This is a genomic window from Parerythrobacter aestuarii, from assembly GCF_030140925.1.
In the GTDB taxonomy this organism is placed as follows: Bacteria; Pseudomonadota; Alphaproteobacteria; order Sphingomonadales; family Sphingomonadaceae; genus Parerythrobacter; species Parerythrobacter aestuarii.
This window is the reverse complement of sequence record NZ_JARBWD010000001.1, coordinates 1,427,429-1,445,255: the sequence shown is the minus strand read 5'-3', so window position 1 is coordinate 1,445,255 and position 17,827 is coordinate 1,427,429. Positions and strand designations below refer to the sequence as shown.

Annotated in this window: 14 protein-coding genes and 1 tRNA gene; 4 read left to right on the top strand and 11 right to left on the bottom strand. The window is 61.2% G+C overall.

The window, feature by feature from the left end; all coding sequences use genetic code 11:
• Nucleotides 1-19: 19 nt before the first annotated feature.
• Complete coding sequence (gene frr / locus QPW08_RS07095) at nt 20-577, bottom strand: ribosome recycling factor (protein ID WP_284125031.1); 558 nt, start codon at nt 575-577, stop codon at nt 20-22.
• Between the two features lie 29 nt (nt 578-606).
• Nucleotides 607-1,323 carry a UMP kinase gene (pyrH, locus tag QPW08_RS07090; RefSeq protein ID WP_284125030.1) on the bottom strand — a complete coding sequence of 239 codons (717 nt, stop codon included), beginning with the start codon at nt 1,321-1,323 and terminating at the stop codon, nt 607-609.
• 104 nt (nt 1,324-1,427) lie between these two features.
• Here pyrH and QPW08_RS07085 point away from each other — a divergent pair, with 104 nt between their 5' ends.
• Nucleotides 1,428-2,495, top strand: a complete 1,068-nt coding sequence (locus QPW08_RS07085; RefSeq protein WP_284125029.1) for an MBL fold metallo-hydrolase — start codon at nt 1,428-1,430, stop codon at nt 2,493-2,495.
• Nucleotides 2,496-2,571: 76 nt separating this feature from the next.
• Here QPW08_RS07085 and tsf read toward each other — a convergent pair whose 3' ends face one another.
• The 6 genes from tsf to QPW08_RS07055 form a co-directional block, all read right to left on the bottom strand.
• Nucleotides 2,572-3,498: a translation elongation factor Ts gene (gene tsf, locus QPW08_RS07080; RefSeq protein WP_284125028.1), complete on the bottom strand. Its 927-nt coding sequence runs from the start codon at nt 3,496-3,498 to the stop codon at nt 2,572-2,574.
• A gap of 94 nt (nt 3,499-3,592) precedes the next feature.
• Nucleotides 3,593-4,330: a 30S ribosomal protein S2 gene (gene rpsB / locus QPW08_RS07075; RefSeq protein ID WP_284125027.1), complete on the bottom strand. Its 738-nt coding sequence runs from the start codon at nt 4,328-4,330 to the stop codon at nt 3,593-3,595.
• 543 nt (nt 4,331-4,873) lie between these two features.
• Nucleotides 4,874-5,689, bottom strand: a complete 816-nt coding sequence (locus QPW08_RS07070) for a CDP-alcohol phosphatidyltransferase family protein (protein WP_284125026.1) — start codon at nt 5,687-5,689, stop codon at nt 4,874-4,876.
• The gene (locus tag QPW08_RS07065) at nt 5,686-6,435 is read right to left on the bottom strand and encodes a phosphatidylserine decarboxylase (protein WP_284125025.1); all 750 of its coding nucleotides are present in this window, start codon (nt 6,433-6,435) and stop codon (nt 5,686-5,688) included. Before QPW08_RS07065 ends, QPW08_RS07070 begins: the two co-directional genes overlap by 4 nt.
• A 63-nt stretch (nt 6,436-6,498) precedes the next feature.
• Nucleotides 6,499-7,629, bottom strand: a complete 1,131-nt coding sequence (locus QPW08_RS07060) for a beta-ketoacyl-ACP synthase III (protein ID WP_284125024.1) — start codon at nt 7,627-7,629, stop codon at nt 6,499-6,501.
• A 116-nt stretch (nt 7,630-7,745) separates the two neighbouring features.
• Entirely contained in the window at nt 7,746-10,256 is a 2,511-nt protein-coding gene (locus tag QPW08_RS07055) for a TonB-dependent receptor (RefSeq protein ID WP_284125023.1), read from the bottom strand.
• Nucleotides 10,257-10,555: 299 nt separating this feature from the next.
• Here QPW08_RS07055 and QPW08_RS07050 point away from each other — a divergent pair, with 299 nt between their 5' ends.
• Entirely contained in the window at nt 10,556-12,457 is a 1,902-nt protein-coding gene (locus tag QPW08_RS07050) for a beta-galactosidase (protein ID WP_284125022.1), read from the top strand.
• 10 nt (nt 12,458-12,467) lie between these two features.
• Here QPW08_RS07050 and QPW08_RS07045 read toward each other — a convergent pair.
• A tRNA-Tyr gene (locus QPW08_RS07045) sits at nt 12,468-12,553 on the bottom strand.
• Nucleotides 12,554-12,707: 154 nt separating this feature from the next.
• On the opposite strand from QPW08_RS07045, the gene rlmB reads away from it, so the two are divergent.
• On the top strand, nt 12,708-13,496 hold the full coding sequence (gene rlmB / locus QPW08_RS07040; protein WP_284125021.1) for a 23S rRNA (guanosine(2251)-2'-O)-methyltransferase RlmB: 789 nt from the start codon (nt 12,708-12,710) through the stop codon (nt 13,494-13,496).
• A 14-nt stretch (nt 13,497-13,510) separates the two neighbouring features.
• Entirely contained in the window at nt 13,511-14,392 is an 882-nt protein-coding gene (locus tag QPW08_RS07035) for a hypothetical protein (RefSeq protein WP_284125020.1), read from the top strand.
• A gap of 95 nt (nt 14,393-14,487) precedes the next feature.
• On the opposite strand, the gene QPW08_RS07030 is transcribed toward QPW08_RS07035, so the two are convergent.
• Nucleotides 14,488-14,760 (bottom strand): HU family DNA-binding protein, encoded by a 273-nt coding sequence (locus QPW08_RS07030; protein ID WP_284125019.1) that lies wholly within the window; start codon nt 14,758-14,760, stop codon nt 14,488-14,490.
• 164 nt (nt 14,761-14,924) lie between these two features.
• Nucleotides 14,925-17,321 (bottom strand): endopeptidase La, encoded by a 2,397-nt coding sequence (lon, locus tag QPW08_RS07025; RefSeq protein WP_284125018.1) that lies wholly within the window; start codon nt 17,319-17,321, stop codon nt 14,925-14,927.
• Nucleotides 17,322-17,827: the final 506 nt, after the last annotated feature.

The following is a 17,827-nucleotide window of genomic DNA, read 5'->3' as shown; positions in this document are numbered from 1 at the left end:
TCCCCCGGTATCACGACGCTCACTGCGTCATGATTTCCTTTTCCTTCGCCTCGGCCGCGCTGTCGGTCTCGGCGACGTATTTGTCGGTCAGTTTCTGGACCTCGTCTTCCAGGCGCTTGCGATCGTCCTCGGAGATTTCCTTCTTCTTCTCGTCTTCCTTCAGCGCTTCCATGCCATCGCGGCGGACGTTGCGGATCGCCACCTTGGCTTTCTCCGCATATTGGCCGGCCAGCTTGGCGAGCTCCTTGCGCCGCTCTTCAGTCAGGTCCGGCATCGGCAGGCGGATGGTCTGCCCGTCTATCATCGGGTTGAGACCGAGGTTGGCCTTGGTGATGCCCTTCTCCACCGCGCTCAGGTTGGACTTGTCCCACACCTGTACGCTCAGCATGCGCGGCTCTGGGGCCGAAACCGTAGCCACCTGGTTCAGCGGCATCATTGCGCCATAGACTTCGCACACCACCGGATCGAGCAGGCTGGTGTTGGCGCGGCCTGTGCGCAGGCCCGAGAGATCGCCTTTGAGGCTCTCGACGGCACCGGCCATGCGGCGCTCGATATCGGACTTGTCGTATTTCGGCATTTCAGATTTCCTCTGGTCTTCAAGTCTTGTCAGTTCTGCACGACCGTCTGCACGCCTTCGCCCGCAAGCACGCGGGCAAGATTGCCCTTCTCGCGGATCGAGAACACGACGATCGGAATATCATTGTCGCGGCACAGCGCCACGGCGGAGGCATCCATGACCTTCAAATTGTCTGCCAGCACTTTGCCGTAACCCACCGTATCGTAGCGCTTTGCATCGGGATTGGTCTTGGGATCGCTGTCATAGACCCCGTCGACGCTAGTGCCCTTGAGCAGCGCGTCGCAACGCATTTCGGCCGCCCGCAGTGCCGCCCCGCTGTCAGTGGTGAAATAGGGTGCGCCGACGCCGGCGGCGAAGATCACCACGCGGCCTTTCTCGAGGTGCCGTTCGGCCCGACGACGGATCACCGGCTCGCACACCTGGTCCATCTGGATCGCGCTCTGTACCCGGGTCGGCACGCCCAGCTGCTCCAGCGCGCTCTGCATCGCCAGCGCGTTCATCACCGTCGCCAGCATGCCCATGTAATCGGCCTGTGCGCGGTCCATCCCCTGTGCCGCCCCTGCCATGCCGCGGAAGATATTGCCGCCACCGATGACGAGGCAGATCTGAAGGCCCTGATCCTTTGCCGCCTGCACTTCCTTCGCCAGTTCAAGCACGAAGGACGGATCAATCCCGAACTGCTGGTCGCCCATCAGCACTTCGCCTGAAAGTTTCAGGAGGATGCGCTTGGCAGATTTGAGGGGCATGGGTGTTCCAGAATCCGTGTTGCGTTCAGGCTGGCAAGTCCCTTAGCGAGCAAGCTACAGTGGCGCAAAGGGAAAGGCCTCGCTGTGGATGGGAGAGATAGGACATGAAACGCAAACTGCTTTTCGCCTCGTTGGCTCTGCTGGTTGTCGGTGCGAGCTTGGTGACTGTGTTCCAGCGCCCCATCGGCGAATGGCTGTTCGCCCGGGCCATCGACGCGCGGGTTGGCGGCAATACCATGGTTCTGGACGACGGCCTGCACCTGCTCCTGTGCGGCACCGGATCACCCCTGCCCGACCCCGATCGCGCCGGGCCGTGCAACGTTGTGGTGGCAGGTGACCAGGCCTTTGTCGTCGATATCGGCGAAGGCGGCGCACGCAATTTGCAGCTGATGGGCTTCGACATTGCCGGCCTCGACGGCGTGCTGCTGACGCATTTTCATTCCGACCATATCGATGGCATGGGGCCGCTCGCCCTGCTCTACTGGACCCAGGGCACATCGACCGCGCCGCTTCCCGTCTATGGACCCGAAGGGGTCGAGACGGTCATCGAAGGCTTCAACGCCTTCTACGCCACCGACAAGACCTATCGCATCGCGCACCATGGCGAGGAAATCGTCCCTCCTACCGGCGGGGGCGCGCAGGCGATGCCCTTTGCCACCGGCGATGCGCCTGTGGTGGTGCTGGATAGCGATGGGCTGAAAATCACGGCCTTCCGCGTCGATCATGACCCCGTGAAGCCGGCAGTCGGCTATCGCTTCGACTACAAGGGGCGTTCGATCGTGATCAGCGGCGATGCGGCCAAGTCAGCCACTCTGGAGCAGGCGGCCAAGGGCGCCGACATCCTCGTCCACGACGCGCTGCAGCCCCGGCTGGTCGGCAAGATGACCGCTGCGCTGGAGCGGCGTGGACAAGCCAACACAGCCAAGATCACCCGCGACATCCTCGACTATCACGCTTCACCCGAAGACGCAGCGAAGAGCGCGCAGGCCGCAGGCGTGAAGCGACTGGTGCTTTCTCACCTGGTCCCGCCACTGCCGACCAGCTTCATCTATCCGGCGTTCCTCGGCGATGCGAAGGACAACTTCGACGGCGAGATCACCGTAGGCGAAGGCGGGATGGTGTTTTCGCTGGAGCCGGAGGGAGATGGGATCGAGGTTCAGGAGCGGCTCTAACCTTCGGAGCCAAACGCAAACGGCCGCCGAACTCTCGTCCGGCGGCCGCCTCGATTTCCAGTGGTGTGAGGTGCGCTCAGCCCTTGACGGCAGCAGCCACTTCAGCAGCGAAATCGCTTTCTTCCTTCTCGATGCCTTCACCGAGCTGGAAGCGGACATAGTCCTTCAGCGTGATCGTGGTGCCGGCTTCCTTGCCGGCCGCCGCGACGACGTCTGCGATCGGGGTTTTGTTGTCCATCACGAAGACCTGACTGAGGAGTGCGTTCTCCTTGGCGAACTTCTTGATCGCGCCGTCGACCATCTTCTCCTGCACTTCGGCCGGCTTGCCGCTTTCGGCAGCCTTTTCGGCAGCGATCTTGCGCTCGCGGGCGATCAGGTCGGCATCGAGGCCATCGGCGTCGAGCGCCTGCGGGAACGCGGCAGCAATGTGCATCGCCAGCTGCTTGCCGAGCGGCTCGAGCACGTCAGCCGAAGCGTCCGACTCGAGCGCAACCAGCACGCCGATCTTGCCGAGGTTCGGCGCTGCAGCGTTGTGCATATAGGGCACGATAGCGCCCTGCTCGACCGAAACGGTCTTCATGCGGCGGACCTGCTGGTTCTCACCGATGGTAGCAACGTTATTGGTCAGCTTGTCAGTGACGGTACCGCCATCCGGGTACGCTGCACCCTTGAGCGCTTCGATATCGTCACCATCCACGCCAAGCGCGACAGAAGTGGTCTTGCGGACGAAGTCCTGGAACTGCTCGTTCTTGGCAACGAAGTCGGTTTCCGAGTTGACTTCGACAGCCACGCCCTTCGTGCCTTCGACGGCAACGCCGACGAGGCCTTCAGCCGCCGTACGGCTCGACTTCTTCTGGACAGCAGCGAGGCCCTTAGCGCGCAGCGCGTCGACAGCGGCTTCGAGGTCGCCGCCGGTCTCTTCGAGCGCCTTCTTCGCGTCCATCATGCCTGCGCCGGACATTTCGCGCAGTTTCTTCACATCAGCGGCAGTGAAACCAGCCATGATTCAATTCCTTGGGTAAACTTAAGAGGGTCTGCGCCCGGGTCGGCGTTTCGACCCGGGCAGCTAGAGCGATAGTGTGTCGGCTCGGTGACGCTTAGGCGTCAGCGGTTTCCGCCGGCGGGTTTTCCATCTCGCCTACATCGCTACCAGCGCCGCCATTCTTCGAGGCGGCCTGGGCAAACGCATCGCAGTAGAGGCGCACGGCACGCGCAGCGTCGTCATTGCCCGGCACCGGGAACGCGATGCCGCTCGGGTCGACATTGCTGTCGAGGATGCCGACGACGGGGATACCCAGCACGTTGGCTTCCTTGATCGCAAGGTCTTCCTTGTTCGCGTCGATCACGATCATCACGTCGGGAACGCCGCCCATGTCACGGATACCGCCGAGCGACAGGTTGAGCTTGTCGCGCTTGCGGGTCAGCTGGAGGATTTCCTTCTTGGTCAGGCCGTGGGTGTCACCCGACAGCTTTTCCTCGAGGGTCTTGAGTTCCTTGATCGACTGCGAAATCGTCTTCCAGTTGGTGAGCATACCGCCCAGCCAGCGGTGGTTGACGAAATGCTGGCCCGAAGCGCGAGCTGCTTCAGCGATCGGCTCCTGCGCCTGGCGCTTGGTGCCGACGAACAGGACCTTGCCGCCAGCCTTGGCGGTAGCGTCGACGAAGTCGAGCGCCCGCGCCATCAGCGGAACGGTCTGCGACAGGTCGATGATGTGAACACCGTTGCGGGCGCCGAAGATATACGGCTTCATCCGCGGGTTCCAGCGGTGGGTCTGGTGGCCGAAGTGTGCGCCGGCCTCGATCAATTGCTGCATGGTGACGGTAGGAGCCGCCATAGGTATTTCCTTTCCGGTTATGCCTCTGGAAAGCTGGAACCGTGCGGATATCCCGCTGCGGCACCGGTATGTGTGCTCTCCATGTGGATTTTCATGGCTCTGTTGGGCGGAATGCCCGCGATGAACCGCGAATGCGCGGGCCATTAGAGGGCACAGGGGCAGAAATCCAGCCCTAAATTGGCCTGCTCATCAAGCGGCAAGAACAAAGCAGGAATTTTCGGGCTTGACCAAGCGGAACATAGATGGAACAAGGAACGCAACGGGAACAACTGGGATGCCGAGGAGTTTCCCCAACATATCCACAACCCCTCAACAGGGTTGCTGACAGAAAGAAAGACGAAGACATGCTACTCCTCTCCCTCGTAACCCTCTTTAGCGCTGTCAGCCTTTTCGCTGCCGTTTCGCTGTGCGATTCCTGGCTGCGCGGACGCAACGCCTACCGTGATCTCCAAGCACAGCTGGTCCGTCTTGCAGACCGGCCTGTAACGGTCAGGACTGTAGAATTTTCGGTCTGGACCCGCGAACACGCCCCGAAGCGCGCGATCAGCCGCCCGTCGCCGCGTCTCTGCGTTGCTGCTTGACCTTGCCGTATCGAACCAGAGCCAAAGGCATGAGGGCGAGATAACCGAGACAGATTGTTGCCAGGGTCCACCATGGCTCGACCAGCAAGGCGGTAAACAACAAGCCGGCAAAAAAGATGACTTCAAGCCTGATTGACCGCCGGGGGCGGATCGAACTCCAGCTAAAGGTCGCCATGTTGGAAATCATGAGCACGGCGATGACTGCCATCCACGGACCCACGATCAAGGGATCGCGGAATAGCTCGTTTTCCGTCGCGATCCAGAGATAGACCGGAGTAAAGGCTAGGCCTGCACCAGCAGGTGCAGGCACTCCGGTCAGGAAACCGGCAGACTTGTGGGGTTGCTCGTCGACATCGATCTGAGCGTTGAAACGCGCCAGTCGAAGCGCGCAAGCCACAGCGAAAGCCAGCGCGGCAAACCACCCAAGTCGCGGCAATTCCTGCAAAGACCACAAATAGAGCACGATCGCTGGCGCCATCCCAAATGACAGCGAATCAGCGAGGCTGTCGAGTTCGGCACCAAACCGTGTTTGTGCTTTGAGCAGGCGCGCGATCCGACCGTCGATCCCGTCAAGCATGCCGGCGAGCACAATCGCCAGCACAGCCGACTTCCAGTCCCCGGCAATCGCAAAACGGATCCCGGTCAGTCCGGCGCATAGCGCGGCAACGGTGATAGCATTGGGCAGGACGGCCCGCAGGCTCAATCCTTTGCCCCTCCCCGTTTCAGGGAGCTCGTCCTCGGCCGCCTTTGGCCCGAGCCGCGCTCCCTCCTTGCTCACTGCGCCGCACCTTCGATCAGCTTGTCTTCACCAAGGTAGGCCAGCACGGTTTCACCGGCGATCATCTTCTGCCCCAGAATCACCGCAGGTGATGTGCCGGCCGGCAAATAGACATCGACACGGCTGCCGAAACGGATCAGTCCGATACGCTGCCCGACACCAACGATATCGCCTTGCTTCACGAACGGGATGATGCGGCGCGCAACCAATCCGGCGATCTGTGTGAAGCCAATCTGCACACCATCGCCCCGGGTTACCAGCAAGTGCTGGCGTTCATTCTCCTCGCTGGCCTTGTCGAGATCGGCATTGAGGAATTTGCCCGGCACATACACCAGGCGGCTGACCTGGCCAGCGACTGGCGCGCGATTGATGTGTACATCGAACACGCTCATGAAGATCGAAATTCGCGTGACCGGGTCACTACCAAGTCCCGGATTGCCGGCGCTATCCTCGCCGACCAGTTCCGGCGGAGGCGGCACAACGCTGATGAGAGAAACCATGCCGTCTGCAGGCGACACGATCGCCTTTTCGTCCTGCGGGACCACGCGCTCGGGATCACGGAAAAACGCCAGTACGCCAAGCGTCAGGAAAGCCAGCGGCCACGCAATAGTTTCCCATGCGAGCAATGCCGTGACGATCGAGACAATGCCGACCACGATACCGTATTTGCGCCCTTCGGGGTGAATTGCGGGCCAGCTCCAGCCGGCCTCGCCGCGTCCCTTATTATCGAGCAGATCATTTGCCATGCGAGGATACCTAGGAAGTGTGAGAGATGCGGACAAGCAAAACCGCAGCAAGCATTGCTGCGGTCAACCAGCCTTGCGGACAAACACCGTTCCAGCAGAATAGCCGGCACCGAAGCTGCAGATCAGCCCGGTATCGCCCGGCACGAGGTCCTGCGAATGGCGATGGAACGCGATAATCGACCCGGCGCTGGAGGTATTGGCATAGGTGTCCAGCACCGTTGGGCTCTCATCCTCATTCGCTTCATGGCCCAGCACCCGATGCGCAATCAGGCGGTTCATTCCGGTGTTGGCCTGATGCAACCACAACCGGCGCAGTGTGGTCGGCTCAATCCCCAGCCGCTCCGATTCATCGACGATCATCTGCGCCACCATGGGCACGACTTCCTTGAAGACTTTCCGCCCTTCCTGGACAAAAAGTTTGTCATCGCTGCCGTGACTCTCGGGGTGGGCACGGTTTAGGAAGCCGAAGTTGTTGCGAATGTTGTTGGAGAAAACAGTCTTAAGCTTGGTGCCGACAATATCCCAATGTTCGGCCGGAGCGATTGCCACATCCTCGACCAGAACTGCAGTCGCCACGTCACCGAAGATGAAATGGCTGTCGCGGTCGCGCCAGTTGAGGTGACCGGAAGTGATTTCCGGGCTCACCACCAAGACGCTTCTGGCATTGCCTGCGCGGATATAGTCTGCAGCCGTCTGGATCCCGAATGTGGCGGAAGAGCACGCAACATTCATATCGAAGCCGAAGCCCTCGATGCCGAGCGCCTGCTGGATCTCAATCGCCATCGCCGGATAGGGGCGCTGCATGTTCGATGCTGCGCACAGAACGGCGTCGACGTCTGCCGGATCGCGCCCTGCCCGCTCCAAAGCCTGTTGGCAGGCTGCGACCCCGATTTCCGCCATCAGCGAAAGCTCGTCGTTGCTCCGCTCGCGGTGGCGGGGCTCCATCACATCGGGATCGATAATTGGCGCCTTGTTAAGCACATAGCGCGCCTTGATCCCGCTCGCTTTCTCGATGAATTCCACCGAACTGTGTTCCAGCGGCACTATCGCGCCTGCCGCGATGGCATCAGCGTGTTCGGCATTGTGCTTGTCGACATAGGCGTTGAACGCAGCGACAAGCTCTTCATTGGTGATCGATTCCGCCGGCGTGAAGAGCCCGGTAGCGGAGATCACGGGACGACCTGTTGTTTTCATGCGCGCCTGCCTAGTTGCAGCGAGCGGGCGCGACAAGCCATTTGCTTGCCACAAATGCAACGGCCGCCCGCACCTGCAGGTGCGAGCGGCCGCTCGATTTGTTCAGGCGAGATGCCTTAGAACTGGGTGCGTACCGTCAGGCCGTAGCTGCGCGGTTCCTGGATGAACGCCGACCGGGAGCCCGAACGCAGCACGGTGTTGAAGGTCACGCCGCGGGTGATCTGGTTGGTGATGTTGGTCGCCCAAGCCTCGATCGTCCACGCCTTGTCGATATCGCCAAGACCGGCCCGCAGGTTGATCTTCACATTGCCATCCTGCTGGTCGAACGGAACCGGAATACGTGCAGCGAGGTTCGAAGGATCGACCGCCTGGGTCGACGTCCGGCGATCGCTCTCCATGCGTACCTGGCCGTTGATGAAGACGCGCAGCGAGTTGCCGATCTCCGTCTCGTACAGGCCGCCGGCGATACCCACGAATTCCGGAGCGTTGGTCAGCGAGTTGCCGCAAAGCGCGAGGACGTTCGGCGACGTCAGCGTGCCCGCACAATCTGCCGGATAGGCGGCGTCGGTGTAGGTCAGGCCGAGGTTGAAGGTGAAGTTGTCGTTCGGCCGGATGGTCGATTCGATTTCAACACCCTGGGTGTTGGCCTTCGGAACGTTGAACGTGGTGAACTGCGCACCGGTGAACTCGAGCACCTGGAAGTTGCTGAATTCCTCACGGAATGCGGCGACATTGAGCGTGACCGCATTATCCAGCAGGCGTGCCTTCATGCCAATTTCATAGGCATCGACTTCTTCCGATGCGAAGCGCGGATCGGCACCGCCAGCAGCAGCAGTGGAATCGAGGTTGAACCCGCCCGACTTATAGCCGTGAGTGAAGCTGGCGTAGACGTTGATCGGGGCGGCAAACTCGTAGGCGAGTTTGACGGTGTAGATCAGTTCGCTGTCGCTAAACTCACCAGCGAAGGTGCGTGGCAGCGGGAACACTGCTGCAGCCGGAAGATCAGCCGGAGCAGTAAAGGCGAAGCAGCCGGTACCGAAAACGTTCGGGATCAGCGGAGCCGGAACCGCACCTGCGCCGATCGACGCAAGAATCGCCGGACAGATCGTATTGCTGTTGTTGCCCTGCGCAAACGCACCATCCTTGCTCTCATCCGAGTAGCGAAGGCCCACGGTGAAATCCAGGCCGTCGGTGATTTCGAGCGTGTTGTGGGTGAACAGCGACCAGCTCTTGCTGCTCTGGCTGTAAAGGTTGGTGTTGGTCGTGCCAGCCGGGTCGACACCGCCCGATAGCAGGGTCAGCGGGTTGGCACCCAGGGCACCGCCGGTCGGCGCGAAGAACAATGCACCAATCAGCTCGCCATAGTCCTCGCCAAGCTCAAACGAAGCGGCCTGGGTGATATCTTCATCGGAGTAATAGGCTCCGACCAGCCATTCCAGGCGGCCGCCCCATGCATCGCCCTGCACGCGCAGTTCGTGGGTCATGGTTTCGATGTCGGTGACGTTGCCCGTCACGCTGAACACGTCGAGGCCCGAGAAGTCGGAGTCATAGGCTTCGAACGAGCTGAAGCTGCGATAGGAACCGATGTAGATAAGGTCTGCCGCTGCACCGAGCGGAATTTCCAGCTCGCCGGTGATACCCCAGTTTTCAACCTTGGTGATCGGTTCAAAGCTGACAGTTGCAATGCGGCTATCGGCAGCAGCCTGTGCGGTGGTGGTGTCGAATGGATCGGTTGCCACGACCGGGCCGGACATGCCGCCGCGTGCACCCAGACCGACTGCAGCGAACAGACCGAAGGTTTCGACCGGCGATTGCAGTACTTCCAGCGCTGCACCGAAGGGCGCGTTGCTCTCGGCGTAGTCGGCGATGATACGGCCCTTGATTCCGCTGTCGGTTTCCCAACCGACCTGACCACGGACGAGGAACTGGTCTGCGCCATTGGACTCGCCGATCTCCTGGCCTGCGCCATTCAGCAAGGTGTAGTAGCCATCGCGCTCGCGATAGGCACCGGTCAGGCGAACGGCCACGCTATCCTGCACCACCGGCAGGTTCACTGCGCCCTGGATGCTCAGCAGGTCGCGATTGCCGTAGGTAGCGTTGGCAAAGCCGCCGAACTCGCTCAGGTCGGGACGACGGTTGGTGATGTTGAGTGCACCGGCCGAGGTGTTGCGCCCGAACAGCGTGCCTTGCGGGCCGCGCAGTACTTCGACGCGCTCGACGTCGACAAACTCGCTCAGTGCAACGCCCGGACGCGACTGGTAGGCACCGTCGATGAAAATACCGACCGCGCTTTCGAAGCCGATGTTGTTGGAGGTCGTACCAACACCACGGATACGCAGCACGACCGAGCCCGAAGCCAGCTGGGCGTTCGAGGTCGAGAAACTCGGCGAGACCGAGGTTATGTTCTGGACGTTGACGACACCCTGGCGATCGAGCTGCGCCGGGCTGACTGCAGTCACCGCCAGAGGGATATCCTGCACGTCTTCGGCGCGGCGGGTTGCGGTCACGATGATGATGTTGTCATCGACTTCCGGCTCCGCAGCCGTATCTGCGTCTTGCGCTATGGCCGGAGCGGAAACGAATGCACAGGCAGCAAGCGCCGTGCTGGCGAACAGCGAATACTTCATGATAATCCTCTCTCTGAATTTCGCATTGTATTGCGTCAACGTCGGGGGCCCCGGATTTGATCCGGTGTTGTTGTGCTTTTGCTATGACACTCGAGAATCGCGCAACTCAAGGGAATCTGCGGATTTTACGCCATGTGAAATCCCAATTGTTGCGCAAATGCATCAATTGGGAGTGGTTTAGTTGCACATTTTCGCCAGACTCGAACTCGCGCTATGCTAACGCGTTCGAAATTCGCAATGCCCTGCGTCGTGTTCGCGGGAAACATTGGATCCCGCCGACCTGGCAAGAGTAATGCGCGATGAAGCTAGGCGTCTGCTATTATCCTGAACACTGGCCTGAAGAGCGCTGGCCGGTTGATGCCCGGACGATGCGCGAAGTCGGCCTCGACCGGGTTCGCATCGGCGAATTCGCGTGGAGCCGCATAGAAGCCGCCCCGGGACGTTTCGAGTGGGATTGGCTCGATCGCGCGATTGCGGTCCTGGCCGATGCCGGGCTCGAGATCATTCTTGGTACCCCAACCGCCACACCACCGAAGTGGCTCGTCGATCGCATGCCGGATATGGTCGCACTGGACCAGCTTGGCCGCCCGCGTGACTTCGGCTCGCGGCGGCACTACTGCTTCAGCCATGCGGGATACCGAGAGGAAGCTCGGCGGATCACCCGCGCGATCGCGACCCGCTATGGCCGGAATCCCGCCATCGTCGCGTGGCAGACCGATAATGAGTACGGGTGCCACGATACAGTGCAGAGCTTTTCCCCGGCAGCGCGTGATGCATTCAGACAGTGGCTAGCCGAACGGTATGATGACATCGGGAGCCTCAACGCCGCCTGGGGCAATGTGTTCTGGAGCATGGAGTATCGCTCCTTCGACGAGATCGAATTGCCGAACCTTACGGTGACCGAGGCGAATCCTTCGCACTGGCTTGCCTTTCGTCGGTTTTCTTCTGACCAGGTGATGGCGTTCAACGCGGCGCAAGTTGAAATCCTGCGCGACCTCTCGCCCGGTCGCGACATCACACACAATGCGATGGGCTTCTACACCGGCTACGACCATTTTGCCCTTGGCGCGCAGATCGATGTACTCGGCTGGGACAGCTACCCGCTCGGCTTCCTCGAACAGTTCCGTTTCAGCGATGCCGACAAGACAACCTACGCCCGCACCGGTCACCCGGACATAGCTGCCTTCCACCACGACCTCTATCGCGGTTGCGCAAAGGATCGCCGCTGGAGCGTGCTCGAACAGCAGCCCGGCCCGGTCAATTGGGCGCGCAACAACCCGGCCCCGCTCGACGGGATGGTTCATCTGTGGACCATGGAAGCCGCCGCGCACGGGGCTGAAATGCTCTGTTACTTCCGGTGGAGGCAGGCTCCTTTCGCGCAGGAGCAGATGCATGCAGGGCTGCTGAGGCCCGATGCCGAGCCCGCCCCTGCCTTAGCAGAAGCGACGGCATCCTTCGAAGCGCTAGAGAGACTGGGCGACACCGGGAAGCCGGTCAAACAGGTGGCTATCGTCTTTGCCTATGATGCCGAATGGATCACGCAGATCCAGCCGCAAGGCGAGAATCTGTCTGCGCTGTGGGCAGCTTTCGCCTGTTACTCGGCCTTGCGCGAGCGCGGGCTGAACGTGGACTTCGTCCCGCCTGGCGCGCCGCTCGATGGCTATGCACTGGTGGTTGTCCCCTGCCTGCCGTTTGCGCCGGACGAGCTGGTCGCATCCCTGATGGCTTGTTCCGCGCAAGTATTGATCGGGCCGCGATCGGGCAGCAAGACAGCGGAACTGACCATCCCCGAAGGGCTGGCACCCGGGCCGCTGAGCGAGTTGGCAGGCCTGGCCGTTTCGCGGAGCGAGAGCCTGCGACCAGGGCTTACGCACGCTGGGAACGGCTGGGAAGTGACCCGTTGGCTCGACCATGGCGAAGGCGCCGCAGCACCGGAGCTGGTTTGCGACGATGGCGTCGTCGCGAGCTGGAAGCATGGCGCTGTTCGCTACCTGGCCGGCTGGCCCGAAGGTTCGCTGATCCGCGAGGTTCTCAGCCGGGCGATCGCCGATGCCGGGCTGGATATGCCTGCCCTTCCCACCGGGGTGCGTCGGGTCACGACCGAGGCTGGCAGCTTCTGGTTCAACTACGGTCCGGACACTGCCGAAGTAGAGGGCACCCTGCTGCATCGCGCCAACTGGCGCTTTGTCGCTCGGTCCTGAGAAAGGGCGGTGGTGGACAGGGCTGGATTCGAACCAGCGTACGCTTGCGCGGGCAGATTTACAGTCTGCTGCCTTTAACCACTCGGCCACCTGTCCACATCGCCAGCTGCAAGAGCAATTCCGCGAGGAAAATGGGGCACAACCAAGGGCCCCGCTTGCCGAGAGGCGCCCCTTTGGCGAAGCGGCGCTTGCCTGTCAATGGGGCGACTGGCAGGGCAACATAAAACATTACGCGACAGGACTTCGAACGATGGCAAAGGGTGAACGCAAGAGAGCGATGCGCGGGCGCGCAGGTCGCATGCAGGGCGGTCGGGGCAGCGGCCGCGGCACAGCCGGCTACGTGCGACTGTGGGGTCGCCATGCGGTGGAAGCTGCCCTGCTCAACCCGGCACGCCAGCACCGCAAACTGTGGGCGACGCGCGACGGTATCGATTCGCTCGACGGGGAACTGCCGCCCGATTTCCCGGTGGAATATGCCGATGTCACGGACCTTGCCCGGTTAGTGGCGAAGGATGCGCCGCATCAGGGCCTGGTGCTGGAATGCGAACCGTTGCCCGACCAGCATATCGAAGACGTGGTGGACGACGGCAGGCCGGTTGTCGTGCTCGACCAGGTCACCGATCCGCACAATGTCGGGGCAATCCTGCGTTCTGCTGCAGCCTTCGATGCGGCCGCTATTGTAACGCAAGACCGCCACGCCCCACCTGAATCCGGTGTGGTGGCAAAATCGGCCTCGGGCGCACTCGAACGGGTACCATGGATCCGCGTCGTAAACCTCGCCCGCGCGCTCGATACGCTGGCAGAGCGTGGGTATTGGCGTATCGGCCTGACCGGGCACACGGAAACGACGCTCGCAGAGGCCTTGCCCGAAGGACCGGTTGCCCTTGTCCTTGGTGCAGAGGGCGAAGGCATGCGCCACAATATCGAGCAGCATTGCGATGCGCTTGCCCGCCTCCCGATCAGTAACGCAATAGAAAGCCTCAACGTGTCCAATGCCGCCGCAATTGCGCTATACGCGGTATCGACACGCAGCGAGTGAGAGGAACAGACAGTATGACCGCACCCATCCCCGCCAGGACCTTCGCCCGCACCAGTGCCGTCTCATGCCTGGCACTGCTCCTGTCTGGCTGTTTCTTGACGCCCGGGACATTCACATCCGAACTGATGATCAACGACGATGGCCGGTTCGCCTATTCGTATGATGGCGAGATCAGCATCCTCGGTGTCGGTCAACTGGCCGAAATGGGCGCAGCTGCCGGCGAGGACGAATTCGAAGCTGAGCCCTGCTATGATGGCGATGGCGACGAACGGGATTGCAGTGCGGCGGAACTGAGCCAGCAACGCGACGATTGGGAAGCCAACGCGCCGGCACGCGAAATGGAGCGTGCGCAACAAGCGCAGATGGTCAAGCTGATGCTAGGCGAGGTTGATCTCAGTGACCCGGAAAAGGTGGCCGAATTCGCCCGCAAACTGGAGAGACAGGAAGGGTGGAATACCGTCACCTATCGCGAGGATGGCCTGTTCGAGGTGAGCTATCGTCTCGACGGCCAGTTGACGCATGATTTCCTGTTCCCGGTCATCGAAGGTTTCCCGATGCCGGGAGCGTTCGTGCAGGTCTATCGTCGTGACGGCAATGTGGTCCGCGTCGAAGCCCCTGGCTTCAGTGGTGGGGCAAGCGGACCTGCCGGCGGCATGGGCAGCTTCGGTCAACTCATGGGGATGGCATCACAGGCCGCGCCGAAAGATGCCGAGGGTCCAAAGATGCCCAAGATCGCGCCGATAGACGGGCAGTTCCGGATCGTGACCAACGCCACGATCCTTGCCAACAACACCGACGAAGGTCCGGTGGCGACGCCGACAGGTTACGTGCTCAGCTGGCGCATCGATCAACAGACGGATTCTTCGCCAACTGCGTTGATTCAACTCCAACAGTAGTCTGTATCGTCCAAGTGGAAAAAGCCCCGCTCACCTGTTCGGAGAGCGGGGCTGTTTGCTGGCCGCCATGGATGGCGGGACCGTCGGTCAGCGGCTTAGTTTACCGAGTCCTTCAACCCTTTGCCGGCCTTGAACTTGGGTTGGTTGGAAGCCTTGATCGTCATGGGCTCGCCGGTCCGCGGATTGCGACCGGTTGACGCCTTACGCTTGGCAACCGAAAAGGTACCGAACCCGACCAGGCGCACTTCATCGCCGCTCGAGAGGGCCTTGGTGATGGAATCGAAAACGCCTTCAACGGCGCTCGATGCATCGCTCTTGGAAAGGCCGCTCGCATCCGCGACTGCGCTGATCAGATCATTCTTGTTCATGGTTGGAAAACCCCCTCGTTCGAATTCTTTTTTTGAGCGTGAATCGCTTCGTTCAAGGCCGGCTATCACACCCTTTTTTGCCAGACGTGTCTAGGCATTTTTCGCGGATTCCCGCGCGCTTCGCCGCAAACTTGGCAAGCGCGCAGGTCTTCGGACCTTCGCTGTCAGTGAGCGGTCGGCGGCGGCGCATTGCCGGCGCCCTCTGCGGCCGGCTGGCTGGCCAGGTCATCGGCCTCGCTCCAGTCGATCGGCTCCGGAGCCTGTACCAGCGCCAACTCCAACACCTGATCGACATGCGAAACGGGAACGATCTCAAGCCCTTCCTTCACATTCGCAGGCAGCTCGGCCAGGTCCTTGACGTTTTCCTCAGGGATCAGGACCGTCTTGATCCCGCCCCGCAATGCAGCCAGCAGCTTCTCCTTGAGCCCGCCGATTGCCAGCACGCGTCCGCGCAGGGTCACTTCACCTGTCATGGCGACATCAGGCCGTACGGCAATACCGGTGAGCGTCGAAACAATCGAAGTGACCATGCCGATCCCGGCACTCGGACCATCCTTGGGCACGGCACCTTCGGGCAGGTGGATGTGGATGTTCTTGCGCTGGAACAGCGACGGCTTGATCCCATAGGCCGGGCTGCGCGCCTTGACGAAGCTGAATGCGGCGGAGACCGATTCATTCATAACGTCGCCCAGCTTGCCCGTAGTCTTGATCTCGCCCTTGCCCGGCGTGGTCACGCTTTCAATGGTCAGCAGTTCACCGCCGACCGAAGTCCACGCAAGCCCGGTGACCGCTCCGATCTGCGCCTCTTCCTCACCCATGCCATGCTTGAACTTCCGTACGCCGGAGAAATCGGCGAGGTTTTCCGGCGTGACAGTGACGGTCGAGACTTCGTTCTCAAGGATCTTGCGCAGCGACTTGCGCGCCAGTTTGGCGATTTCGCGCTCCAGCGTACGCACGCCCGCTTCACGCGTGTAATAACGGATCAGGTCGCGAAGCGCGGCTTCGGTCAGCTCGAACTCGCCTTGCTTCAGGCCATGCGCCTTGACCTGCTTGGGCAGCAGGTGCCGCGTAGCGATCTCGACCTTCTCGTCCTCGGTGTAGCCTTCGAGTCGGATGATCTCCATCCGGTCCAGCAGCGGCTGCGGCAGGTTGAGCGAGTTCGCGGTGCACACGAACATGATCTCGCTGAGGTCGACATCGAGTTCGAGGTAATGATCCTGGAACTTGGCGTTCTGTTCGGGGTCGAGCACTTCGAGCAGCGCCGACGCCGGATCGCCGCGGAAATCCTGCCCCAGCTTGTCAATCTCGTCGAGCAGGAACAGCGGGTTGCTGGTCCCGGCCTTCTTGAGGTTGGTCACAATCTTGCCCGGCAGCGAACCGATATAGGTACGGCGGTGGCCGCGGATCTCGGCTTCGTCTCGCACGCCGCCCAGTGACTGGCGCACGAATTCACGCCCCGTCGCGCGGGCAATCGACTTGCCGAGCGAAGTCTTGCCGACGCCCGGAGGGCCGACGAGGCACAGGATCGGGCCCTTCAGCTTGTTGGTGCGTGCCTGCACGGCGAGATATTCGATGATCCGGTCCTTGACCTTTTCAAGCGCGAAGTGATCCGCATCGAGGATATCCTGCGCCTTGCCGAGATCTTTCTTGAGGCGGCTCTTCTTGCCCCACGGCAAGCCGAGCAGGACATCGAGGTAGTTGCGGATGACGGTCGCCTCGGCGCTCATCGGCTGCATGCTGCGCAGCTTCTTGAGCTCGCTGTTGGCCTTGACCTTGGCTTCCTTCGACAGCTTGGTTTTCTCGATCTTCTCGGTCAGCTCGGCGAGTTCATCGCCGTCATCGCCGTCGCTCCCGCCAAGTTCGCTCTGGATCGCCTTGAGCTGCTCGTTGAGGTAATATTCGCGCTGGGTCTTCTCCATCTGCCGCTTGACGCGGCCGCGGATCTTGCGCTCGACCTGCATCACCGACAGCTCGCCTTCCATAAAGGACAGCACCATCTCAAGGCGCTTGCGCGGGTCAGGCTCTGCCAGCAGGGCCTGCTTGTCGGCGACCTTGACACTGATTGCAGCCGCCACTGCGTCTGCCAGTTGCCCGGCGTCGTCGATATCCTGCAGATCATCGCTGGCACCCTCACCAAGTCGCTTGTTGAGCTTGGCATAGTCGCCGAACTGTTCGACCACCGAACGCATCATCGCAGTAATTTCACTACCAGACACCACTTCCGGAACGATCGCATCGACCTCGGCAATCATCAGGTCGCCTTCGGCCCGCAACTCCTTGACCGCAGCGCGGCGCTGTCCTTCGACGAGGACGCGAACTGTCCCGTCGGGCAGCTTCAGCAACTGCAGCACCTGGGCAATCACGCCCACATCGTGCAGGTCGTCGCGTTCGGGATCGTCGCAGGCTGGATCAAGCTGAGCCAGGAGGTAGATGTCCTTGCTGCTTTCCATCGCGGCCTCGAGGGCCGCTACCGATTTGTCGCGACCGACAAACAGCGGCACAACCATGCCAGGGAAGACGACAATGTCGCGCAGGGGGAGGAGTGGGAAGAGTTGTGTCATATCTGGTCCATGGTCGGCAATCACCGTTACGACCAGAATATGGGAAGCCCTCCGCTCACTCGCAATGGGCCTTGATCCGATAGCTGTGCACAGCGCATTGCTGTGGAGCAAGAATGCTGCACTGCACAAAATTCGGCTTGGTCCGACAAAGTGAAAGTTGTCGCATCCATGCTATTAACCACTGCAAATCGGGTATATGTAAAACCCCGCGGTCGCCACAAACACTCCTATGGACAGTGGAGCGTATTCATGTTGGCTAGCCCTATTTGCACTTTGTCAGGTCACAAGATCAACCGGCGCCGAGTTTGGCACGATGGGTTGAGTTACCGAACGAATTGCGCGCGTTGTGACAAGTCGTTGGTGCGAGAGCAAACTCGCTGGATTGCGTACGACGTTGATCGACATGCCCATCCCGGTCGACTGGCGAAGGAAGAAGCGCAAGCGGCGGGCGAGTGGGTGGAGGGTTTCAACAGGTAGACCATGCCCCCTGCGGATGGTTTCTCCGT